The 22995-nt window shown below is 67.2% G+C and carries 22 protein-coding genes and 3 tRNA genes; 12 read left to right on the top strand and 13 right to left on the bottom strand.

The features are described from left to right. Positions 1-1403, top strand: a 1403-nt coding sequence (locus QN345_RS05100; RefSeq protein WP_323508481.1) for an HNH endonuclease signature motif containing protein, incomplete at its 5' end; no start/stop codon positions are given. Between the two features lie 117 nt (positions 1404-1520). Here QN345_RS05100 and QN345_RS05095 read toward each other — a convergent pair. Next, positions 1521-2117 (bottom strand): cation transporter, encoded by a 597-nt coding sequence (locus QN345_RS05095; protein WP_134446647.1) that lies wholly within the window; start codon positions 2115-2117, stop codon positions 1521-1523. A 51-nt stretch (positions 2118-2168) separates the two neighbouring features. On the opposite strand from QN345_RS05095, the gene QN345_RS05090 reads away from it, so the two are divergent. The 3 genes from QN345_RS05090 to QN345_RS05080 all read left to right on the top strand — a co-directional run bounded on the left by QN345_RS05090 (position 2169) and on the right by QN345_RS05080 (position 3938). Then, entirely contained in the window at positions 2169-2342 is a 174-nt protein-coding gene (locus tag QN345_RS05090; RefSeq protein ID WP_166787281.1) for a hypothetical protein, read from the top strand. Between the two features lie 10 nt (positions 2343-2352). Beyond that, complete coding sequence (deoC, locus tag QN345_RS05085; RefSeq protein ID WP_322188585.1) at positions 2353-3048, top strand: deoxyribose-phosphate aldolase; 696 nt, start codon at positions 2353-2355, stop codon at positions 3046-3048. 311 nt (positions 3049-3359) lie between these two features. Then, positions 3360-3938, top strand: coding sequence for a carbonic anhydrase (locus QN345_RS05080; protein WP_322188587.1), 579 nt, complete (start codon positions 3360-3362; stop codon positions 3936-3938). A 67-nt stretch (positions 3939-4005) separates the two neighbouring features. Here the strand turns inward: QN345_RS05080 and QN345_RS05075 are convergent, their stop codons facing one another. Further along, a complete protein-coding gene (locus tag QN345_RS05075) occupies positions 4006-4554 on the bottom strand; it encodes a helix-turn-helix domain-containing protein (protein ID WP_134448812.1) in 549 nt (182 codons plus the stop codon). Between the two features lie 10 nt (positions 4555-4564). Then, positions 4565-5233 (bottom strand): cyclase family protein, encoded by a 669-nt coding sequence (locus tag QN345_RS05070; RefSeq protein ID WP_134448811.1) that lies wholly within the window; start codon positions 5231-5233, stop codon positions 4565-4567. 111 nt (positions 5234-5344) lie between these two features. Between QN345_RS05070 and QN345_RS05065 the strand changes: the two genes are divergently transcribed. From QN345_RS05065 to QN345_RS05045, 5 genes are all read left to right on the top strand, one after another. Further along, complete coding sequence (locus QN345_RS05065; RefSeq protein ID WP_134558669.1) at positions 5345-6922, top strand: purine-cytosine permease family protein; 1578 nt, start codon at positions 5345-5347, stop codon at positions 6920-6922. Next, positions 6919-7329, top strand: coding sequence for a nuclear transport factor 2 family protein (locus tag QN345_RS05060; protein ID WP_134448809.1), 411 nt, complete (start codon positions 6919-6921; stop codon positions 7327-7329). The genes QN345_RS05065 and QN345_RS05060 overlap by 4 nt, the downstream gene beginning before the upstream one ends. 81 nt (positions 7330-7410) lie before the next feature. Continuing rightward, on the top strand, positions 7411-8418 hold the full coding sequence (locus QN345_RS05055; protein ID WP_134448808.1) for a dimethylarginine dimethylaminohydrolase family protein: 1008 nt from the start codon (positions 7411-7413) through the stop codon (positions 8416-8418). A gap of 3 nt (positions 8419-8421) precedes the next feature. Then, a complete protein-coding gene (locus QN345_RS05050; protein WP_322188591.1) occupies positions 8422-9693 on the top strand; it encodes a M20 family metallo-hydrolase in 1272 nt (423 codons plus the stop codon). A gap of 55 nt (positions 9694-9748) precedes the next feature. Then, entirely contained in the window at positions 9749-10063 is a 315-nt protein-coding gene (locus tag QN345_RS05045; protein ID WP_134558666.1) for a hypothetical protein, read from the top strand. Between the two features lie 160 nt (positions 10064-10223). Here QN345_RS05045 and QN345_RS05040 read toward each other — a convergent pair. The 7 genes from QN345_RS05040 to QN345_RS05010 form a co-directional block, all read right to left on the bottom strand. Then, a tRNA-Met gene (locus QN345_RS05040) sits at positions 10224-10297 on the bottom strand. Between the two features lie 33 nt (positions 10298-10330). Beyond that, a tRNA-Thr gene (locus QN345_RS05035) sits at positions 10331-10402 on the bottom strand. 81 nt (positions 10403-10483) lie between these two features. Beyond that, on the bottom strand, positions 10484-11011 hold the full coding sequence (locus QN345_RS05030; RefSeq protein WP_322188593.1) for an alpha-glucosidase C-terminal domain-containing protein: 528 nt from the start codon (positions 11009-11011) through the stop codon (positions 10484-10486). A gap of 18 nt (positions 11012-11029) precedes the next feature. Continuing rightward, positions 11030-12361, bottom strand: a complete 1332-nt coding sequence (locus QN345_RS05025; protein ID WP_322188595.1) for an alpha-amylase family glycosyl hydrolase — start codon at positions 12359-12361, stop codon at positions 11030-11032. An 8-nt stretch (positions 12362-12369) separates the two neighbouring features. After that, a complete protein-coding gene (locus tag QN345_RS05020; protein WP_134448804.1) occupies positions 12370-13278 on the bottom strand; it encodes a sugar ABC transporter permease in 909 nt (302 codons plus the stop codon). Position 13279: 1 nt separating this feature from the next. Next, a complete protein-coding gene (locus QN345_RS05015) occupies positions 13280-14902 on the bottom strand; it encodes an ABC transporter permease subunit (RefSeq protein WP_134562057.1) in 1623 nt (540 codons plus the stop codon). 125 nt (positions 14903-15027) lie between these two features. Next, positions 15028-16266, bottom strand: coding sequence for a sugar ABC transporter substrate-binding protein (locus QN345_RS05010; RefSeq protein WP_134448826.1), 1239 nt, complete (start codon positions 16264-16266; stop codon positions 15028-15030). Positions 16267-16440: 174 nt separating this feature from the next. On the opposite strand from QN345_RS05010, the gene QN345_RS05005 reads away from it, so the two are divergent. Both QN345_RS05005 and QN345_RS05000 read left to right on the top strand, forming a co-directional pair. Continuing rightward, the gene (locus QN345_RS05005) at positions 16441-18117 is read left to right on the top strand and encodes a glycoside hydrolase family 13 protein (RefSeq protein ID WP_134558663.1); all 1677 of its coding nucleotides are present in this window, start codon (positions 16441-16443) and stop codon (positions 18115-18117) included. 89 nt (positions 18118-18206) lie between these two features. Beyond that, positions 18207-19151, top strand: a complete 945-nt coding sequence (locus QN345_RS05000) for a GTP pyrophosphokinase family protein (protein ID WP_323508480.1) — start codon at positions 18207-18209, stop codon at positions 19149-19151. 23 nt (positions 19152-19174) lie between these two features. Here the strand turns inward: QN345_RS05000 and QN345_RS04995 are convergent, their stop codons facing one another. The 3 genes from QN345_RS04995 to QN345_RS04985 form a co-directional block, all read right to left on the bottom strand. Continuing rightward, on the bottom strand, positions 19175-20464 hold the full coding sequence (locus QN345_RS04995) for a M23 family metallopeptidase (protein WP_322188598.1): 1290 nt from the start codon (positions 20462-20464) through the stop codon (positions 19175-19177). A gap of 293 nt (positions 20465-20757) precedes the next feature. After that, a complete protein-coding gene (locus QN345_RS04990; RefSeq protein WP_322188600.1) occupies positions 20758-21588 on the bottom strand; it encodes an inositol monophosphatase family protein in 831 nt (276 codons plus the stop codon). Between the two features lie 83 nt (positions 21589-21671). Further along, positions 21672-21756: transfer RNA gene (locus tag QN345_RS04985), tRNA-Tyr, on the bottom strand. Positions 21757-21924: 168 nt separating this feature from the next. On the opposite strand from QN345_RS04985, the gene QN345_RS04980 reads away from it, so the two are divergent. Beyond that, the gene (locus tag QN345_RS04980; protein WP_134558660.1) at positions 21925-22944 is read left to right on the top strand and encodes a LacI family DNA-binding transcriptional regulator; all 1020 of its coding nucleotides are present in this window, start codon (positions 21925-21927) and stop codon (positions 22942-22944) included. Positions 22945-22995 lie beyond the last annotated feature (51 nt).

Raw genomic sequence — 22995 nt, 5'->3', positions numbered from 1 at the left:
TTCTTCAGCTGTCATACCGGTCACTCTACGGAGGACCACCGACATTCCACCGGCATCTGAGCCTTGTGGAGCCGCCCCTCGCCGATTTCTATGACGCGATCCGGGACGCGGACCGGGAAATCAATCAGGCCACCGCTCGCCGGGCCGCCGCGATCTACACCGCCCAGCGGGTGCTCGCCGACGTCGGGCGGGCCCGTGCGGAGGCCGCAGAACGCGCCGGTGGGCCGCGCCCGCCGTGGTCTCCGGAAGAAGCCACGAAAGAGGAGTTCACGTGCGAGGTCGGCGCTCTGCTGCGGCTCCCGCGCCGGACGGCGGAGACCCTGATCGAAGCCAGCCGCACCCTCGCCGAAGACCTCCCCGCAACCCGGGACGCTCTGGCCTCCGGGGCGATCAGTTACCGGCACGCCCAGGTGATCATGGAGCAGGCCTGGGGTATCCGGGTCGATGATGACCCGGAAGCGGCCGCCCGGGCCCGCGCCGTGTTCGAGGAAGTCCTCGTGCCCGACGCGGAAGTGCTGACCGTGGCGAAGCTCGCCGACCGGGCCCGAAGGGTGCGGGAACGCACCCACCCGGAAACCATCACCGCGAGGCACCAGAAAAGCGTCGAAGACCGGCATGTGGTGTTCCAGGCCCTCAACGACGGCATGGCGTCGCTGTACCTGACCGGGGATGCCGAGAAGGTGCAGGCCGCCTACCACCGCACCCTCGACACCGCCCTGACCCTGCAGGGCCCGGAGGAGTCACGCACCCTGACCCAGATCGCGGCCGATGTGCTCACCGACGTCCTGATCGGCGGGATCACCCCGGATGGACTGGGCAAAGGGGTGGCCGCGCAGGTCAACGTCACCGTCCCGGTGCTGACCCTGCTGGGGAAGAGCGAGGAGCCCGGGTACCTCGCCGGGTACGGACCGATCGACCCCGACACGGCCCGGCGTCTCGCGGCGGGTGCGCCGAGCTTCACCCGGCTGCTCACCCACCCGGAAACCGGCGTCGTGCTGTCCATGGGCAGGGACACCTACAAGCCACCGGCCGATTTGAAAAAGTGGCTCGAGGTGCGGGATGAAACCTGCACCTTCCCCGGGTGCCGCCGCTCCGCCAAACGATCAGACCTCGACCACAGTGCGGAGTGGCAGCACGGCGGGGAGACCGACGCGATGAACCTCGCCCACCTCTGCCCGTATCACCACGCGGTGAAGAGCTACACACGGTGGTCGCCGAGGCACCTCGGCGACGGCCGCATCGAATGGACCTCACCCGCCGGGTACAGCTACATCGTCGAACCCTCCGCCGACATGAGACCACCCCGGAAACCGAAACCCGCACCGAAACCACCGGTCCCGATCGTGGACGTCTGGAACCTCGACCCCACACCCGAAGACCCCGACGACCCGACACCGTTCTAGAACCGGCGGGTCCCCCTCACTGGACTGCTACATTGTCCGGCCGCCGCAGCTATCGCTACGGCCCAAAAGCCACAGCAGCCGATACGGGGACCGACCAGGCGACCGACAAGAACGGGATCATGGCCGGAATATGTGGATGGCTTCACGGACCGCGTAGTAGACGATCACATAGCCGGCGAGTGGATCGGCCCACCACCAGCCGAGGACGAGGTCGAGGACCAACCCCGCGAGTACGGCGACGGCCAGCACACCGTCGATCAGAGTGACTCGGCCTTCCGTGACGAGCACGGGATTTCCGAGGGCGCGGCCGGTCCGGGCCTTCCCGAACGCCAGTGCGAACATGACAGCGGCCGTTATGCCCGTCCAGACGATTCCGGCGACGCTCGGCGACGCATGGTGGTTCGACGCCAGGGCCACGGTCGATTGCACGGAGAGGTATGCGGCGAGCGCGACGAACGCGACACCGATCATCCGCAGCGCACGCTGCTGACGAGTCTCCCCCGTGCCGGACAGTTCCCAGAGCACGACTGTACTGGCACCGATCTCGATGAGGCTGTCGAGTCCGAATCCGACCAGGGCGACAGACGATGCGGTCACGCCGAGCACGGCCAGGATGGCGACCCCAACGACGTTCCAGCCCAGGGTGACATATTCGAGTCGTCGTCCTCGCCGGAGGAGAACCACCTCGGTGTCGACGGCTCCGGTTGAACGCATGCCGTCCAGCGTAGAGTGAATGTCTGGGCAGATCACAGGCTCAGAGGGTCGGTGCTGCGCACAGCGCTCCGCTCCCGAATCTCCCGAACCTCCCACATCGCCATCGAAGCCGGTCGGGGTGATGCCTGGTTTCGCCGACTGGACCTGGACGGTCGCGTCGTCTCGATCGAGGAATTCAGCGCATCGACCGCGCTGCACATCTCCCCCGAACTCGTCACCAGCTAAGGACCCACCCATGACAACCTCCCTCGTCGACACCATCAGCATCGCCCGCCGTATTGACCACACCCTGCTCAAGCCGGAGGCCACCACCGCCGACGTCACCGCCCTCGTTGCCGAGGCCATAGAACTCGGCACCTACTCTGTCTGCGTCTCTCCCTCCATGCTGCCGCTCACCATCCCGGAAGGGGCCGACCTCAAGGTCGCGGTCGTCTGTGGTTTCCCCAGTGGCAAGCACCACAGCATCATCAAGGCCGCCGAGGCCGCCCTCTCCATCGCGCAAGGCGCCGACGAGATCGATATGGTCATCGACATCGGCGCGGCCAAGGCCGGCCGCTTCGCCGACGTGCAGGCCGATATCGCCGCCGTGCGTGCCAGCGTCCCAGCACCGAAGGTGCTCAAGGTCATCATCGAATCCGCGGCGCTGACCGATGCCGAGATCGTCGCCGTGTGCGAAGCGTCCGTGGCCGCGGGCGCCGACTTCGTCAAGACCTCCACCGGCTTCCACCCCGCCGGCGGGGCCACCGTGCATGCGGTGCGCCTGATGAAGCAGACAGTAGGCGACCGGGCCCAGGTGAAGGCGTCGGGCGGAGTCCGCAGCTTCGACGACGCCCTCGCCATGATCGAAGCGGGCGCGAGCCGCCTCGGCGTCTCCGGCAGCGCGGCGCTGCTCGCCGGCGCCATCCCGACCGGAGCTGCCGGGTCCTACTGACCCCCTCTCAGGCAAAGAATGACCCGGACTTCCGACGGAGTCCGGGTCAGTGTGGCGGGAGCGGGAATCAAACCGACGACGCCTTCCGAGCTTCCCGGTCAGCTGAAATGGCCGGAGAACTTATATGTGAGCTGCGACCAGGATCAAGGCGCGAGTTCTTGCGATATGCACGTCAGCTACCGCCCGACAACGCAGTGGACGACTTCCCCGGAACAATGCGCAACAAAGGCTTTCCGCTCCGGCATCGCTGACTACGCTTTCACAAAGTCCGCCAGCCGAGGCGGCTTACCCCCATCGTGAAGGACGCATCCATGACCGTTCTCGAAGAAGTCCTGTCCGCAAACAGCGCATACGCCGAAGCATTCGGCGACAAGTCAGAGCTCGCCCTGCCGCCGGCCAGGGGCTTCGCGATCCTCACCTGCATGGACGCGCGCCTCGATCCGGCCAAGTACGCGGGTCTGAGCGAAGGCGACGCGCACGTGATCCGCAACGCCGGCGGGCGTGCCTCCGACGACGCCATCCGCTCGCTCGTCATCTCCTACAAGCTCCTGGGCACCAAGGAATGGTTCGTCATCCACCACACCAACTGCGGGATGGAATTCTTCACCGACGAAGTCATCCGTGGACTGCTCGCCAACAGCCTGGAGACGGCCGCCCTCGGCGAGGCCGGCTTCTACGACGTCGGCACCGGCCCGGGTTCGGCGGAGGCGAAGTACGTCGACTGGCTGACGATCTCCGACCAGGCGTCGAGCGTTCTGGAGGACGTCGAACGCATCAAGGCGCATCCGCTCGTTCCCGAGGGAATCCCGGTCTACGGCTACATCTACGACGTGACGACCGGCCGGCTCGTCGAGGTGCCTGCGGCCACGGCAGCCGGCTCGGCGCACTGAGGCAACCCCTGCCCGGCTGAGGCGCGGTGCCGGGGCAAGCCTGCGGACGCGAGCCGGCGATGTGCGTCTACGGCGCCGGGGCGAGCATCCAGATGACTTCGCAGGCGTCCGCCGGCGAGGGGTTTCGCCAGCGATGCGGATCCCTGCCGCGGAATGTCATCGCGTCACCCGTGGCCAGGAGAAAGACGTCTTCGCCGATGACCAGCTCGAGAGAACCGGCCAGGACGAGCACGAACTCCGCCTCGCTTTCCAGTTCGTAGAGGTCCGGGCCCGCCGAACCCCCCGGCTGGATGCGGGAGTGGATCACCTGCATATGGGTCTGCACCCCCGGCGTCAGCAGGAACTCCTCGGCGCCCTGGCCCCCGAAGTTGATCGGCGCCCCCTCACCGGCACGGACGATCTGGGTGGCCGGCGCCTCGAAGAGTTCTCCCACCCGGAGACCGACGACATCGCAGATCGCGACGAGGGAGGAAACCGAGGGCGACACCTGGTCGCGTTCCATGCGGCTCAGAAACCCCGAGGTGACTCCCGCCGCGGTGGAGACCGCCTCCAGGGTCAGGTTCTTGGCCTGCCGGGCTGCGCGGAGCCGCGCTCCAATCGGAATCTGACGTGCCATTTCAACGTCCCTACGGTTCGAGCCGAATCGCTACCGCTCGCACCGGAGCACCATCTGCCGCTTCAAAAGCTATCGGAAGAAGCGAGATCACCGGCGCAGGGAAGTCGATTGCCGCGATATTCGTCAGATTCTCCCCGATCACGCCGTCGACGTCTGCGATGAGGTGATGCACAGGGAATCCATCACCAGGATGCGTCTCATCGGGTGTTTCATCGATGTTGATCGCGTCGATCGCGAACGTTCGCACGCCGAGCCCGATCAGGCGACGGCAGGCATCCGCATCGAGAAAAGGGTTCTCGAAATACCGGTCGGTACCGTAGTGCTCGCTCCAGCCGGTGTGCAGGAGGATGATCGAACCCGGTCGCACCTGGTCGGCGACCGGCTCGATGAACTCCCAGCCGATGCGGCCGCGGGGCCCTGCGGCCCGGGCGTCGACGATGACGCCGCGTCCGACGAAGCGCTCGAGCGGGATCTCGTCGATCTTCAGGCCGGTCTCGCTGAAGTGGAAGGGGGCGTCCACGTGGGTGCCGGTCTGGGACCCCATGGACACGTTGAGCAGATTGAAGCCGTCTCGCTCGATGGTGCTGTGCACGGAGAATTCGAGCACCGGATCCCCCGGGTAGACCTGCGTGCCCGCACCGACGGGGACGGAGAGATCGACAATCAATTGTTTCGTCATGGTAAATAATTCTTGCATATCTATCAATTTTCTCCCAGTGAACGTAATGTCATCTCAACTTCTTCTGCGCAGTCGGAGACCCCACCCGCTACGAAAGACAAGGCGTTCACCATGACCAGCAGCAACACTGGCGCCGGCGATTCCGGCACCGCCGTGCTCAATGCCCGCCCCAAGATCACCGAGGTCGAAACCCACGGGATCGACACCATTCCACACCCTGACCGCACATCGACGTGGGTCGACCTCCTCCGCATCCAGTTCGGCGGCGCCAACACCTTCGCGACCGTTCTGCTCGGCACCTTCCCGATCGTGCTCGGCCTCTCGTTCTGGCAGGCCGTGCTCGCCACCGTCGCCGGGGTGCTCGTCGGCACCGTCTTCCTCATGCCGATGGGCCTTTTCGGCCCGCGCACCGGCACGAACAATGCCGTCTCGTCCGGCGCGTTCTTCGGCGTTCGCGGCCGCGTCGTCGGCTCCTTCCTGTCCCTCCTCACCGCGATCGCCTTCTACTCGATCTCGGTCTGGGTGAGCGGTGATGCCCTCGTCGGCGCGCTCAACCGCCTGGCCGGCATCGAGGACTCCGTCGGACTCCGCACCCTCGTCTACGGCGTCATCGGCGTGATCGTCATCGTCGTCGTCGTGTTCGGCTTCCAGTTCATGCTCCTCGTCAACAAGACCGCCGTGATCGCAAACACCGCCCTGATCCTGCTCGCGTTCGTCGCGTTCTCCGGCACCTTCGACGCCGGATACAACCCCGGACCCGATGCCCTCGCCCTCGGCGGCTTCTGGCCCACCTTCGTCGCGTCCGCGCTCATCGTGATGGCGAACCCGATCTCCTTCGGCGCGTTCCTCGGCGACTGGTCTCGCTACATCCCGAAATCGACGCCGACGAGCAAGCTCCTCCTCGCCACCTTCCTCGGCCAGGCCCTCACCCTCATCCCGTTCCTGTTCGGCGTCGCCACCGCCACGATCGTCGCGGGCCAGGCAGACTACGTCTTCGCCCTCATCCAGGCCTCCCCGATCTGGTACGCAGTGCTCCTGATGGTTGTCGCCTTCATCGGCGGGCTGTCGACGGGCACCACCTCGCTCTACGGCACCGGCCTCGACTTCTCCTCGGTCGTGCCTCGCTTCAGCCGGGTGCAGGCCACCATCGGAATCGGTGTCATCGCTTTCCTGTTCATCCTCACCGGGCGTCTGTTCTTCGACCTGCTCGGTGCCGTCAACGCGTTCATCGGGGCCATCATCGTGACCACGACACCCTGGATGGTCATCATGGCGATCGGCTTCATCGTGCGTCGCGGACACTTCGATGCCCGCAACCTGCAGGTCTTCAACAAGGGCGAGACCGGTGGCATCTACTGGTTCAACTCCGGCGTCAACTGGCGCGGCATGGTCGCCTGGATCGGCGCCGCCGTGATCGGACTCCTCTTCGCGAACTACCCGCCCGTCATCGTCGGCCCGTTCAGCGCCCTGGGCGGCGGCATGGACCTCAGCCTCGTGACGGCCGTCGTCGCGGGAGCCGTGCTCTACCTCGGCGCCCTCTGGATCTTCCCCGAACCCCGCTACGTGTTTGGCGAGGAAGGCCCGCGGCTCGTTCCCTCCTCGAATGCGCCGCTCCAGGACGTCGTGACCGACCACGCCTCGAGCGCGGCCCGCGTGCACGCCAGGGCCGCCGCACGGCGCGCCTCATGAGCGACGACGTGGCCGACCCCGGCACCCCGGCCGCCGACGCCCTCGCCGCCGCAGACGCGCTGATCTCCGACTTCGGAAACCATCGGCGGGACGCGTACTTCTCCCGGTTCGCCCCTGAGGCGACGTTCCTCTTCCATTCGGCGCCCGCGCGGCTCGAATCCCGGGCCGCCTACGAACAGCTGTGGGACGAGTGGGAACAGCAGAACGGCTTCCGGGTACTCTCCTGCGTCTCGAGCGAGCGTCGGATCCAGGTCTTCGGCAAGGTCGCCGTGTTCAGCCACGACGTCGCCAGCACCGTCAGCTTCGACGACACCGTGGAGACCCTGGCCGAGCGCGAGTCGATCGTTCTGGAAAACCGGGGCGGCGCATGGCTGGCCGTGCACGAGCACCTCTCCGCGAGGTCGTGAGGTTCCCGTAGGAGCCGGACACGACATCCGACCATGACCATATCGACACGCGTCCACACCCAGTCACCGAAAGAAGCATTCATGCACGAGATCGATTCCACCCTCGAGATATCCGACGGAAAGTTCCACCGGCTCCTCGGACCGGAGGCCCTCCCCGCGTTCGGCGACACCGGGGAACTCGAAGCGACCTGGGGACGGCGCTGGGGTGCCGCAGACGAGGTCGGCCGGCTGCGCTCCGTGCTGATGCGACGGCCGAGCCAGGGCCTCGCGAATGTGCGGGCGAACACCTACAACGAGGAACTCGGCGCCCTCGTCGACCCGGAACTGCGCTGGTACTGGACCGGGCGCGACACCCCGGACCTCGACCTCCTCAACGCGCAGTACGACGACTTCGTGAGCACCCTCACCCGCAATGACGTCGAGGTGGTGTTCGCCCCCGAGCTTCCCGCCACGTTCACGAAGTCTGTGTACACCCGCGACCCGTTGATCACGATCCCAGGCGGAGCGATCATCGGGCGCCTCGCCCCGCGGATGCGCCGGGGGGAGGAACAGTCGATCACCGCAACGGTCGCCGCTGCGGGGATGCCCATCCTCGGCACGGTCACCGGCTCCGGCCTCGCCGAAGGCGGCAGTTTCCAGAAGGTGCGGCCGGACACGGCGTTCTTCGGCACCTCGGTGCGCTGCAACCCGGAAGGGTACCGGCAGCTGGCGAGGATCCTCGAGGAATTCGGCATCACCCTGAAGCGGGTCACGCTGCCCGGATACCTCATCCACCTGGACATGTGCGCCGTCATGCTCGACGACGACCTCGCCCTCGTCAACCCGCGGCTGGCGCCCTACGACTACATGGCACAGCTGTGGGACCTCGGCATCGAAACCATCGAGGTCGATCCCCGCGAGGAATGGGCGTGCAACATGCTCGCCCTCGATCGCCGCAAGGTGATCATGCCCGACCACTTCCCGCGGACGGCCGAGATCCTCAGCGACCGGCACGACGTCGAGGTCCTGCCCGTCGCCTACCGCGAGATGCTCAAGAACGGCGGCAGCGTGCACTGCTCGACTATGGAACTGCAAAGAGACTGGAGCTAGACGATGACCACGAACACGATTGTCGACGCGAACACCGAGGCGGATGCCGCAGCACTCCTGGCCGATTTCCACACCATGTCCGAATTCGGCGCTACCAGTGGCGGCGGCGTCGACCGTCAGGCGGCGAGCGCCGCCGACGGCCAGACGCGGTCCTGGTTCTCTGCCTGGCTGGCCGACCGCGGCTTCCGGGTGGAGGTCGATACGATCGGCAACATCTTCGGCCTGCTCGAGCTGGTGCCCGGCGCGCCGTACGTGCTGTTCGGCTCGCACCTTGACAGCCAGCCCCTCGCCGGGCGGTACGACGGCGCATATGGCGTGCTCGCCGCCGGGCACGCCGCGCACCGCGCACACCGCGATCTCGCGGCATCGGGAATCACGCCCCGGTACAACATCGCCGTGGTCGACTGGTTCAACGAAGAGGGCTCACGGTTCAAGCCGAGCATGATGGGCAGCGCGGTCTTCACCGGCCGACTCGACCTCGAGGTCGCCCTGGCGACGACCGACCCGAGAGGCACGAGCGTGCGGGAGGCGCTCGACGCGATCGGCGGCCGCGGCGGCTTCGTCGGACCCGATGTGGCCGGCTACGCCGAGATCCACGTGGAACAGGGCCGCACGCTCGAAGACGCCGGGGTACCGATCGGAGTCGTCGCAAGCACCTGGTGCGCGTACAAATACGAGATCGTCGTACTCGGTGAGCAGTCCCACACCGGCTCAACCCTGATGCGGGACCGCCGCGATGCCCTTCTCGGTGCCTCCAAGCTCGTCGTCGCGATCAACGAGCTGGTCCGCGAGTTCGACGACGAGGTGCTGCACGCATCCGTCGGCGAGTTCACGGTCGGGCCCAACTCCCCCGTGACCATTGCACGCGAGGTTCGGCTGCTCGCCGACCTGCGCGCCCGGGAATCCAGCATCCTCGCCAGCGCCTTTGAAATTCTGCAACAGCGGATGCGCGCCATCGAGTCGGAAACCGGCGTGCGCATCGAGGTCCTCGCCTCGAGCATCTGGGAGAGCGGACCTTTTCTCGAGACCGGGCTGGCCATCACCGAGACGGCCGCCGAGCAACTCGGCCTCGACAGCATGCGGGTGCTCACCCTCGCCGGGCACGACGCCACGAATCTGAAGGAAACGGTCCCCGTCATCCTCATCTTCGTTCCGAGCATGGACGGGGTGTCCCACAACGAGAAGGAATTCACCCACGACACCGACCTCGTCGCGGGCGCCCGAGTGCTCACCGAGGTCGTGAAGCGCCTCGCGCTCGGCGACTTCGCGGGGTAGTCGCGGCGGCGCGGTTGAGGCGTCGCGTCCGGGATCGGTCCCCTAGCATGGCCACATGGGCGAGATCGAGGCTGGGCAAGGCAACGTTTCCGAGTCAAACCGCTCGCGTCGGGTGAGCGTATCGATGGTCGTCCTCGGCGCCGTGGCGGCCGTCATCGGACTTGTGCTTCTTCTTCTGCCGAGCAATCAAGCGAGCTTCGGCTGGTACGCGTATGCGCCGCTCAGCGATTCGACATTCCTCCCGCCGGGCGGGCTGTTCTCGCCACAGAATCAGATCGGGACGGTGGTGTTCATCGTCGGGCTGGTCGTGCTCGCCTTCGGTGCCGGCTGGATGCTCGGGCAACGTCACGATGTGCGCCGTGCGGAATAAACCAGAACATCGAACTGGACGATGAGTCCGCGGCCCGAGGGAAGGGGCGCCGATAGTCGTGGTGATCGACAGCACAATCCAAAGTGCGGGGTTTGTGCGGGGTTGAGCCTCTGGATGGCACGAAGAAGCCCCGGACTTCGCTGAAGTCCGGGGCTATGTGTAGCGGGAGCGGGAATTGAACCCGCGACACCACGATTATGAGCCGTGTGCTCTAACCAACTGAGCTACCCCGCCACGACCTGCCGGCCTCACGACCGCCCAAGCCTGAGCCCCCTGTGGGAATCGGACCCACTACCTCTTCCTTACCAAGGAAGTGCTCTACCAATGAGCTAAGGGGGCAGAACTTCTCTTCAGAAGTTGCGCCCTGAATTTCGGCAACCGGTAAACATTATCATCTCCGCCGCCCTCCCCGTGACCGTTTCACCCAACGGGCACGAGCACCCCGGGAAGCGCCCAGGCCGTGAACGACAGGCCGGGCGCTGTGAGGCGGATGCCGTCGGTCGCGCCTACGAGCTCGGCGTCGCCAAGAAGCCGCATCGCGGCATCCGCTCCCGCCAGCGTTCCGGCCGGCAGGGACACCGCACCGGGCGCCCGTGCCGCCAGCACGAGCACGGACTCATCGCCCGTTTCGCGCACGAAGACGAGCACGTCGTCGTCGACGTGCAGCCAGCGCATCGAGCCTCCGTTGAGGGCCGGGTGGCCGGTACGCAGGTGGATCAGGGCGGCGTAGAGGTCGATCGTCTCCGCGACCGCCGGCTCCCCCGCGCTCGCCCAGGGCATCGGCGTGCGCGAGTGCTCGCCGTCGTCGCCGGTGAGGCCGAACTCATCCCCGGCGAAGACGACCGGGATACCGGGCAACGTGACCGACAGCCCGAACGCCACCGGCACGGCTCCGTCCAGGGCGTGAGTGCGGAAGCGAGGTGTGTCGTGCGTGTCGAGGGCGTTCATCGTGGCGAGCCGCGTGCGTCAGGGGAACCCGGCGGTGAAGCGGCGATGCGCCTCGACGAACTGCACCCCGGTGTACTGCGGGATCGTGCCATAGGGCAGGCCGAAGAACGAGGAGGGACTGTTCGGCTTCGAGAGCCAGCCCCAGACCGGCCGGGTGAAGTTCGCGTAGGTCATCGCGCCGTGCCAGGCGTCGCCCTGGAAGTCGCTCGCGGCGTCATTGGTGCTTTCACCGAGCAGGATCGTGTCGGGGTTGACCTCGATCATGGTGCGGCGGATGGTCTGGCGCACCTCGGCGTTGAGGTCGTCGCCGAGCATCCGCCCGGTCATGTTGGCGACGTCGATGCGCCAGCCGTCGAGGCTGAAGGGCGGCTCGAGCCAGTGCGCGACGACGGAGTCGGGGCCCTCGATGAAACGCCGCCGGAGCTCTGCCGAGGCCCAGTTGAACTTGGGCAGGCTGCGCGCACCGAGCCAGGAGGCGTAGCCGTCGTGCTCCTCGTCGAGCCAATAGTAGAAGGCACCCTCGGGGGCCGCCGGGGCGCGGTGCGCGGCCCGGAACCAGTCGTGGCGATCGCCCGAGTGGTTGGACGTGAGGTCGCCGATCACCCGGAGGCCGCTCGCGTGCGCGGCACCGACGAGCCGGACCAGGGCATCGTCGCCGCCGAGCAGGGGATCGACCTCGCTGAAGCTCGAGGCGTCGTAGCGGTGGTTGGAGGCACCGGGGAACACCGGGGTCAGGTAGATCAGGGTGATGCCGAGCCGGGCGAGGTGGTCGAGGTGGTCGACCACGCCGTCGAGGTCACCGCCGTAGAACTGGTGCGAACGACCGGGCTGTTCCCTGTCGACGCCGTCGCTCCAGCCCGCCGGGATGCCCCACGCGGGTGCCTCCCGCCCGTCGGCCCTCGCGGACCGGCCGAACCGGTCAGGGAAGACCTGGTACATCACGGTCGACCGCGCCCACTCGGGCGGCGGAGCAAACGTGACGAGCTTGAAGTCCTCCGAGTCGAGCGTCTCGATGGAATGCACGCCGCTCGCGTTCAGCCAGGCGTGGCTGCCGTCGACCCGCGTGAGGAGGAACCGGTAACCGTGCACCGGGTTCTCCACGAGCACCTCGGCCTCCCACCACTGGGCGCCGTCGACCCACTGCGTGCCGTCGACCGTGCCGAGCAGGTGCGCCGTATTGAATCGAGGCTCCCTGTCGGGGTTGGACCGCGCGTAGACGGCACTGACACAGCCGAACTGCCGGGGAACGCGCACCCGCACCCGCACCCTCTCCCCGAGCGCGGGAGTCTGGGTGGAGACGTAGAGCGGTGACCCGTCGTGATGGGGCTCTGCAGAGGGCTGCGGACACATCGTGCCGATTACTTGACGGACCCGGCGGTCAGCCCGCCGACGATGTACTTCTGCAGGAACAGGAACAGGGCCATCACCGGCAGCGCCGCGAGCACGGCTCCGGCGGCGAACACCGAGTAGTTGCTCGAGAACTCCTGGGAGACGAACTGGTAGAGGCCGACGGCGAGCGTCTGCTTCTCCGGCGTGATGAGCACGATGCTCGCGATCACGAACTCATTCGTCGTGCCGACGAAGGAGAGCAGGCCGACGACCGCGAGGATCGGGGCGACGAGCCGCAGGATGATCGTGAAGAAGATCCGGGCATGGCCGGCGCCGTCGATCTTGGCCGCCTCGTCGATCGAGGCGGGGATCGTGTTGAAGAAGCCGTACATCAGGTAGGTGTTCACGCCGAGGGCGCCGCCGAGGTAGACCATGATCAGCCCGATCTGGGTGTCGAGGCCGATCGCGGGGAAGATGTCCGAGATGCCGCTGAGCAGCAGGAAGATCGCGACGACGGCGAGGAGCTGCGGGAACATCTGCACGAGGACGAGCATGAGGAGCCCCGCCCGACGCCCGCGGAAGCGCATGCGGGAGAAGGAATATGCGGCGAGCGCTCCGAGGAAGACGGTGCACACCGAGGTGATCGTTCCGATCAGGAGCGTGTTGCCGTACCAGGCGGCGTATGGCTGCTGCGGCAGGTTGAACAGGGTCGAGTAGCTGCCGAGGTCGACCTCGTTGAAGAGGCCGTTCGCCGTGATCAGGGTGCCACCCGGGTGCAGCGACGCGGAGAGCACGTAGAGCAGCGGGAATGCGGAGAACACGACCATGACGGCGCCGACGAGGTGCCGCCAGCCGGTGCGGGAGAACCACCGGCCGAAGTTGAACGGTCGTTTGGTCGGGATGTACAGGTCACTGGTTTCGGGGGCTGCGATTCGCATCTCAGTTCAACTCCTCTAGCGCCTTGGTCTGTTTGAAGCTGACGATCGACACGAGCGCGACCAGCAGGAAGATGATGATCGAGAACGCGCTCGCGAGCCCGTAGTCCCGGCTCGCGCCGACGAAGGCCACCTTGTAGACCATCGAGATCAGGATGTCGGTGGCCCCGACGTTCACGCCGGCCGTGACGTCTCGGGGACCGCCGCCGGTGAGCATGTAGATCAGGTTGAAGTTGTTGAAGTTGAACGCGAACGAGGAGATCAGCAGCGGCGCGACTGAGACGAGCAGCAGCGGGAGCTTGATCAGCCGGAACACCTGCCAGGGCCTCGCCCCGTCCACGGTCGCGGCCTCCTGGATCTCGGTCGGGATCGACTGCAGAGCCCCGGTGCAGACCAGGAACATGTACGGGAAGCCGAGCCAGAGGTTGACGAAGATGATGCTGAACTTCGCGAGCCATTCGTTGGTCAGCCAGGGGATGTCCGCCCCGCCGAAGAGCACCTGGTTCACGAAGCCGAATTGCGGGTTGAGCATGCCCGCCCAGACGAGGGCGGAGAGGAAGGCTGGGAAGGCGTACGGCAGGATCATCACCACCCGGTAGACGTTCCGTCCGCGCATCCGCAGGTCGTTGAAGACGATCGCGAGGAAGAGCCCGAGCCCGAACGTGGTCAGCACCGAGAGCAAGGCGAAGGCGAAGGTCCAGAGGGTGACGCTGATCAGCGGCCCGCGGATGGACTCGGAGCCGAAGGCGTGCACGAAGTTCGCGAAGCCCACCTCGACCTTCCAGCCGGGGAGCAGTTCCTCGCCGCTCGGCGCCACGAAGGAGCCGGTCTTGCCGTTGTCGGCGTAGACGACGCCGGTGCTGCTGTTCGTCATGGTGCCGTCGGCGGCGGAGTAGACCAGGTCGGAGACGTAGAGGTAAGCGCTCGACCCGTCGGGGGTGCGGAGGGACCCGTCGTTCGGGTCGTCCGAGACGGGGACGGAGAGCGCGGCGATCGCCTGCTGCTGGGCGACGATGTCGGCGAAGCGCAGCGACGTGTAGCCGGCGAGGCCGGTGGCCTTGCCCGTGGCATCCGTCGTCGCGTCGGTGACGACCCGGAGGGGGCTCGTCGCCGAGCCGACGCTGATGGTGCCGTCGGGGTCGGTGACGAGGAAGCTGAACTCGCCGGACTGTTCGAGCACGGTGAGGCCGTAGCTCGCGGAGTCGGGAACCCGCTCCTGCGAGGAGACGATGAGCGCGTTGACCGCGTCGGCCTTGGTGCTGTTGTGACCGGTGCCGTAGTTGGTGAAGGCGATGTAGCCGGAGTAGCCGATCACGAAGATCTGGAAGATGAGCAGGAAGATCAGCCCGGGCGCGAGGTACTTGGCCGGGAGCTTCTGGTGGCTGAAGTAGATCCAGTTGACGACCAGGGTGACGAAGGCGACGAGGCCGACGACGACCCAGTCCTGCTTCATCACGAGCACGAAGAGGGCGTAGACGCTGATCGCGTCGACGATGCCCAGAAGCACGATCTTAACGAGGAGCACCTTGACCCCGGCGGAGGCGGCCTCGGCGACCCGGGAGGCCCGCCGGGAGCGTTTCGTCTGCCGGAGCTGCGCCGCGTCCTGCTCGGTGCGTGGTGTGGTCATCGTCGTCCGCTTTCTCGGGTGCAGGTTGTGCTGGTGAGCGGATGCCCGTCCTCGGGGGACGGGGACGGGCATCCGTCGTGCTGTGGTGCTGTGGTGCTGTGGTGCTGTGGTGCTGTGGTGCTTCGTTACTTGATGGCGGTCTGGATGTCGGCAGTCATCTTCTGCCACAGGGCGACCGGGTCACCCTTCTGGGAGATGATCGCCGCTTCGGTGACACCCCAGAACTGCCAGACCTTGCCCATCTGCGGGATGCTCGGCATCGGGACGGCCGTGGCCGCAACCTTGCCGAAGCCGGCGGTGATCGGGTCGGAGCTGGCTGCCTCGAAGGCCGCGGTGTTGGCCGGAGCCCGCCCGCCGACCTTGTAGAGGGCGGTCTGGACCTTTTCGCTGCCGATGTAGTTGACCAGGAACTCGTTCGCGGCGAGGGCGTTCTTGCTCTTGGCGCTCACGACGAAGCCCTGCACGCCGACGAACGGCTGTGCGGTCTGGCCGCCGGCCGAGGGGATCGGGTCGACGGCGACGGTGATGCCGGCCTTCTGGGCGTCGGGGACGTTCCACGGGCCGGTGATCAGGAACGGCGAGGCCCCGGCGAGGAACTTCTCCTTGGCGATGTCGCTCGTGACGTTGAGGCTCAGGTTGCCTGCAGCGCCCTGGGCGCCGAGCCAGGTCGCGAAGCCCTCGCCACCGGCGTTGCCGATGGACAGGTCGTTCGCGTTGTAGCTGCCGTCGGCGTTGGTGCCGAAGACCGGGGCGCCGAAGGAGGTCTGGAACGGGTACAGGTGGTACGGGTCGGCGTCCGGGCCGAGCTGCACGAGGTACGGGAACTCGGTGCCGGCGGCCTTGCCCGCTGCGACCATGTCGTCATAGCTGGCGGGGGCGGCCGGGGCGAGCGCGGTGTTGCGGAGCAGCGCGATGTTCTCGATGGAGTACGGGACGCCGTAGGTCTTGCCCTCGACGCTCATCGCCGTGACCGCGACCTTCTGGTAGTTGGCGGCGGTGTCGCCGAGTTCGACCGGCTGCACGACGCCGTTGGCGACGAAGTTGCCGAGCCAGTCGTGGGCGGCGATCGTGATGTCCGGGCCCTTGTCGGTGGGGACCTGGGCGATGAACTCGTCCTGGATCTTGGTGAAGTCCTTCTGGACCAGCTTCACCTCGACACCGGTCTCCTGGGTGAACGCTGCGGCGGCATCCTTGAGCACGGGTGCGCGGTCGGCGTCGACCCAGACGGTCAGGCTTCCGGAGCCGGCGGCGGCCGTGGAGCTCGCTGTCGAGGCGGCCCCTCCGCCTGAACAGCCGGTCAGGGCCAGTGTTGCGGCGGCCAGTACGGCGCCGGCGGCAAGCAGGGCTTTCTTCTTCACCATCATTGGTGTGCCTCTCATAGAACGAACAAATAAAAGTGCAAGCGTTTACATGTTTAGTCGATCGGCTGTTGATTGGCAATTCAAAGCACGATGGTATTTGAAAGTTTGTCGGAATCGTTTAAGCATAGATTTCTGCAAACGCTTTCATGAGGGATTCCATGCAGTAAAGTTTTCGTCATGACAGGCTCCGAATGGTGGCGTACCGCCGTTATCTACCAGATCTACCCGCGCTCGTTTGCTGACTCGAACGGCGACGGTATGGGCGACCTCGCCGGTATTACCAGCCGACTCCCGGCCCTGCGCGATCTCGGGATCGACGCGATCTGGCTTTCACCGTTCTATACGTCGCCCCAGCGCGACGCAGGCTACGACGTGGCCGACTACTGCGACGTCGATCCACTCTTCGGCAGCCTCGACGATTTCGCCACCCTGCAGGCGACGGCGCACGATCTCGGCATCCGGGTCATCGTCGACCTCGTGCCCAACCACTCCTCGAGCGATCACCCCTGGTTCCAGGCCGCCCTCGCGGCCGGCCCAGGCAGCGAGGAGCGCGGGCACTACATCTTCCGCGACGGCAAGGGCGTCAACGGCCAGCTGCCGCCGAACAACTGGGAATCCGTCTTCGGCGGTCTCGCGTGGACCCGCGTCATGGAGGCCGACGGTACTCCTGGCCAGTGGTACCTGCACCTCTTCGACTCGAGCCAGCCGGACTTCGACTGGCAGAGCCCCTGGGTGCGCGCACAGTTCCGCGACGTGCTGCGCTTCTGGCTCGACCGCGGCGCCGACGGCTTCCGGGTCGACGTCGCACACGGCATGATCAAGGCCGCAGGCCTCCCTGACTACACTCCCCCCGCGGACGGCGGCAGCATGGGCGGAGCCACCGCGCTCGAGCCCGGCGTCGTCGCCGAGCCCGCCGCGACCGCCCCGTACTGGGCGCAGCCCGGAGTGCACGAGATCTACCGCGACTGGCGGCTCGTGCTCGACGAGTACCCCGGCGACCGGATCCTGGCCGCCGAGGCCTGGGTCGACCCGCTCAGCCACGTCGCCGAGTGGGTGCGCCCCGACGAGATGCACCAGGCCTTCAACTTCGCCTACCTCGAGACCCTCTGGGGCGGCCCAGCCCTCCGCCGCGTCATCGACGATTCCCTCGCCGCGTTCAGCGCGGTCGGGGCGCCGAGCACCTGGGTGCTCTCCAACCACGACGTGGTCCGGCACGCTTCGCGCCTCGCGCTGACGGGCGACAACCTGCAGGGTCACGGCATCGGCCCGAAGACGGTCGGCCTTCCCGATACCGTCGTCGGCCTGCGTCGCGCGCGGGCGGCATCCGCCCTCATGCTCGCCCTGCCCGGCTCGAGCTACCTGTACCAGGGCGAGGAGCTCGGCCTGCCCGAGGTCGTCGACCTGCCGGACACCGCTCGCGAGGACCCGACCTGGTTCCGTACCAACGGTGAACGCTACGGCAGGGACGGATGCCGCGTGCCGCTGCCCTGGGTCGGCTCTGCGCCGTCCTACGGTTTCGGCCCGACCGCGGCCAGCTGGTTGCCGCAGCCGGCCATCTGGGGCGAACTCGCCCGCGACGTGCAGGAAGGCGTGCCGACGTCGACCCTTGAGCTCTACAAGCTCGCCCTCCGGCTCCGCAAGGAGCACGGCCTCGGGCTCGGTTCGGTGTCCTGGCTGAACGGGCTGGACGGGCTCGGTGACGCGGTCGTGGCGTTCACGAACGGCAGCGTGACCGTTGTCGCGAACACGGGGGCGGCATCCGTCACGCTGCCCGCCGGCGAGGTGCTGCTCGCGAGCGAACCGCTCACGGGACGCACCCTGCCCGGCGACACCACGGCCTGGCTGCGCGCCTAGCTCCACCCTCCCTCAGCGGCTGCCGTTCAGCCCGAAGTGGGAGGATTGAGGGAGCGGCGCCGATTGGGAGCCCGTAGAAGGAGCACACCGTGACCGCCCCACAGACCGACAGCGTCGCCGGCATCCAGCAGAGCACGGATACCGACCTGGTCGCACAGGAGAGCACGGATACCGACCTCGTCGAGTCCGGTTCAGGGCCAGGAACCCGGTCTGGGGCTCGCGCAGTGTCCCGTGCAGGAGCCTACGTCGAGACACACGCGGAAACACACGCTGAGATGCAGGCCGAGAGCGACGCCGAGAAGGCGCGCCACCATGAGATCAAGACCGAGCTCACCCGCTTCATGATGTCCTACAAGTTCGCGACCGACGAGATGATGACGAAGATCAACATCCTCAAGGAAGAGTTCGCGTCCATCCACGACTACAGCCCGATCGAGCATGTCAGCTCCCGGATCAAGTCGCCGGAGGGGATCCTGAACAAGGCTCTCCGCAAGGGCTGCCCGCTCGACCTCGAGGACATCCGCCGGCAGATCCAGGACATTGCGGGCATCCGGGTCACCTGCAGCTTCATCTCCGACACCTACCGGGTGCTCGACATGCTGACCAGCCAGGAAGACGTCACCGTCCTCGAGGTCAAGGACTACGTCGCCGCCCCCAAGTCGAACGGCTACAAGAGCCTGCATCTGATCGTGGCGATCCCGGTGTTCATGTCCGACCGGGTCGAGCCGGTCACCGTCGAGATCCAGATCCGCACCGTCGCGATGGATTTCTGGGCGAGCCTCGAGCACAAGATCTTCTACAAGTACCGCGGCGTCGTGCCGGCGAACCTCGTCGCCGAGCTCAAAGAGGCAGCGGATGTCGCCAATCGCCTGGACATCCAGATGGAACGCCTGCACAACCAGGTCGTCGCCCTCGAACCCACGGTGCGGGCAGGGGACGACCTACTGAGCATCGCCGGACTCACCCCGTTCGCGCTGCCGACGAGCCTGCTCGAAGCCATCGATCGCGGCCGCACGAGCGACGCCACCGACTAGCGCCACCGGGCGCGCGGGGGGCTCTAGTTCGTGTTGGCGCGGAGCCAGACGAGCGGGTCGACGTGGACGCCGTCCTTGCCGCCGAGGCGGATCTCGAAGTGCAGGTGCGGGCCGGTGGACATTCCGGTGTTACCGACCTTGCCGATGACCTGGCCGACCTTGACGACGTCGCCGGTCTTGAAGAGCATCGAGCCGTGGATCATGTGCGCGTAGACGCTCGAGACGACCTTGCCGTCGATGACGTGGTCGATGATCATATGCACGCCGAGGCTGCCTTCGCCGTCTTCGGTGAAGCTCACGACGCCGTCGGCGATGGACTGGATCGGGGCACCGATGCCGGGGTTGAAGTCCTGGCCCTGGTGGTCAGCGGAACAGCCGGCGCAGTTGCGATAACCGAACCGGTCGCCGATGTGCACGCCGACCGCGAAGGGCCACTGGATCGTGCCGTTCGGGTTGTTGGTGAAGGTCGCTTCCATGCGGATGCCGCTCGCCGCTGCGACCTCGGCGATCGACTTCGATTCGAAGCCGTCACGCGTGACGGAAATCGTGTCCGTGCCGCCGTCCATGCTGAGCGTCTGGGCCGGCTCGGCCGGTGAGGTCTGCGTGGAGAGCCGGGCGGCGGCCTGCACGTCGGCCGAGGAGAGCAGCGCCTCGGCGGGAAGCGATGTCGACACGGCCATCAGGGCGACGAAGGCCATGGCGACGACCGTGACGCCCGTCGTGGCGAGGCGGCGCAGCTTCGGTGCCGGCCGCTGGGACGGCGCCTGGACGGCGGGTCGCTGGGTCGACTGCTTCATCGTGCCGCTGCGGAGTGCCCGAGAGGCGGTCCGCGACCCGGTCCGAGACGGGCGGACCGGCTGGCCGCCGTCGTCCAGGGCCCGGATCGCCCCGGCGGCACCGTGGCCGGACTTCGCGGCGCGAACCTGGGACCCGGTCGGCAGGGGGATCGAGGCGGTCCGCGACCCGGCATCCGTCAGGAGCTGGTCGAGGTCGGTCACGGGTGCGTCTGCGGCGGCCGGGGCAGCAATCAGGCGGTCGGTGTCGTTGACCGTCACGGCGGCGAGTTCGGGTTCGGCGAGTTCATCGGCGAGGACCTGCGCAGCGTCGGCGCTGAGTTCGATCGGCCGCGCGGCGTTCGGAACGGCGGGAACGGCGGGAACGGCGAGTGCGTCGGCTGCTGCGGCGCGGTGTGCAGCGGCCAGGGGTGTCGCGGCGAGGCGTTCCTGCTCGCGCAGTTCCCGGCGGGTCAGTGCGGCCGGATGCACGGGGACAGCCTGCTGGACGGGCTGCGCCGGAGCGGAAGAATCGGTCACTGCCGGGCTTCCAGAGTCACTCGCGGCACGCGCGCGTTCACGCGGTGTGGAGGAGTGAGAAGACAAAGTCGGGTGAATTCTTTCGGCGGGGCTGACAGTGGCGAGAGAGTGGTCGTCTTGGCCTGGCCAAAGTAACGAATCACTACAGGCTAACCCGCGAGGCCCGAATATTCCATTCCTGTGCACGTAATGACACCCCAAAACGGGGTATTTTGCCGTCACTATTGGGGGCGCTGTTTCGGCCGGATTTCCGCTGTCACCCCGGCATCGGCGGGCATCCGGCGGCCGACGCGTCACCGTTCCTGAGAACTCATGAATTCGCTGAAGAGTGGGGCCAGTATCGGCTCGAAGTCGGCGTACAGGTCGGGTGCCCCTGCGATCAGGAGGTCGATTCCCTCCCGGTCCTCGCCGAAGGCTCCGACGCGCGCGCCGGCCTCGCGGGCGACGAGCGCACCAGCGGCCTGGTCCCACGGGTTGAGCCCGCGTTCGTAGTAGAGGTCGAGGCGCCCCGCGGCAACCGAACAGAGGTCGAGGGCGGCCGAACCGATCCGGCGGATGTCCCGTACCCGGCCGATGAGGCCGTGTACAACGTTCGCCTGCCGCAGCCGCATGGCCGCCCGGTAGGAGAACCCGGTTCCGACCAGTGCGAGGTTGAGGGGAACGCCGGTCTTGACCTGGAGCCTGCTGCCGTTGAGGTGTGAGCCGCCGCCCGCCGAGGCCGTGAAGAGTTCGCCGAGCGCCGGGTTGAAGACGGCGCCGGCCACGGTCGCCCAGGTGGCCGGGTCGTCGCCCTCGACGACGGCGATGCTGACGCCCCAGGCGGGGATCCCGTAGAGGAAGTTGACCGTGCCGTCGATCGGGTCGACGACCCAGGTCAGGCCGGAGGTGCCGGGGGTCGCCGCGGATTCCTCGCCGAAGAAGCCGTCATTCGGCCGCGCCTCGGCGAGCAACGCGCGGATCAGGTTCTCGGTCTCCCGGTCTGCGAAGGTGACGATGTCCTCCGGCGAGGACTTGGACGCGGCCACCTCGACACCCTCCGCGCGTCGCCGCGCGGCCAGCTCCCCCGCGACGAGCGCGGTGTCCTTGGCGAGGCGGAGCAGTTCGGTCGGGGCGGGAGCAGTCATGGTTCCACGGTAGATGACGCAGGGGAGAGCCGGGAAGGAGACGCAAAAACCCCCGGAAACACGGGGTTTCCGGGGGCATTGGGTGGTGGCAAGTGAGGGATTCGAACCCCCGAAGTCTACGACGGCTGATTTACAGTCAGATCCCTTTGGCCACTTGGGTAACTTGCCATTGCGCACCCGACCATGTGAAACCACCTGACCGGAGACGCTCAGACAGAATACAAGGGAATTGCCCCCGTGCGAAATTGCGTCCGGAACCGTCGCTGACGGCTGGCGGATGCGCCCGCTCGATATGATCGCTGAAGGGCCATTTCCCCCTGACTTGTGAGGAGCCGCATGGTCGGCATCGACGACGTCGCCCGCCAGGCGGGCGTGTCCACAGCGACGGTGTCCCGCGCCCTGAGCGGCAACGGGCATGTCTCCCCGGCCACCCGGCTCCGGGTCGAGACCGTTGCGGGGGAACTCGGCTACGTCGTGTCCTCGAACGCCTCGAGCCTCGCATCCGGTCGGATGAAGAACATCGGCGTCGTCGTGCCGTTCCTCGACCGCTGGTTCTTCTCCAATGTCGTCGAGGGCGCGCAGAAGGCGCTGCTCCGCGGCGGTTTCGACCTCACCCTCTACAGCCTCGCCGGGGACTACGACGAACGCCGCAGCGTCTTCGAGCACTTCCTGCTGCGCCAGAGAGTGGATGCCGTCATCGCGGTCTCCCTCGAGCTGAGCCCGGATGAGGTGGCCCGGTTGCACGCGCTCAAGAAGCCGCTCGTCGGCATCGGCGGTCCGATCCCCGGGGTGCGTACCCTCACGATCGACGATGTCGCCGTCGCCCGTCTCGCGACCGAGCACCTGCTCGCGCTCGGGCACACCCGGATCGCGCATATCGGCGGCAACCTCGAGCTCGACCTCGACTTCCACCTGCCGACGAACCGGCGGCTCGGCTACGAGCTCGCGCTGACCGGCGCGGGCATCACGCCGACGCCCGCCCTGTTCCAGGCGGCGGACTTCACGGTCCGCGGCGGGTACCAGGCCGCGAAGCAGTTGCTCGGCAACCCGCACGAGCGTCCCACCGCGATCTTCGCCGCGTCGGACGAAATGGCGATCGGCAGCATCCTCGCCGCGCGCGACCTCGGGCTGGTCGTGCCGCGGGACGTCTCCGTGGTCGGGACGGACGACCACGACCTCGCCGACTTCTTCGGGCTGACCACGATCGCCCAGTTCCCGCAGTGGCAGGGAGACAAGGCCGTCGAGATCCTGCTCGACGAGCTGCAGCCGGGAAAGCACGACCCGGTCGGACTCGACACCGCCATCCCGTTCGAGCTGATGGTGCGGTCGAGCACCGCCCGCCCGGCCCAGGGCTGAACCTCACCCGTTCGCGCCCCGCGTCGAATCCACCGCCGCCCCCGTTCCGAA

It is taken from the genome of Cryobacterium sp. 10I1 (genome assembly GCF_035019805.1).
GTDB classification, from domain to species: Bacteria; Actinomycetota; Actinomycetes; order Actinomycetales; family Microbacteriaceae; genus Cryobacterium; species Cryobacterium glucosi.
This window is presented reverse-complemented; position numbering and strand designations above follow the sequence as displayed.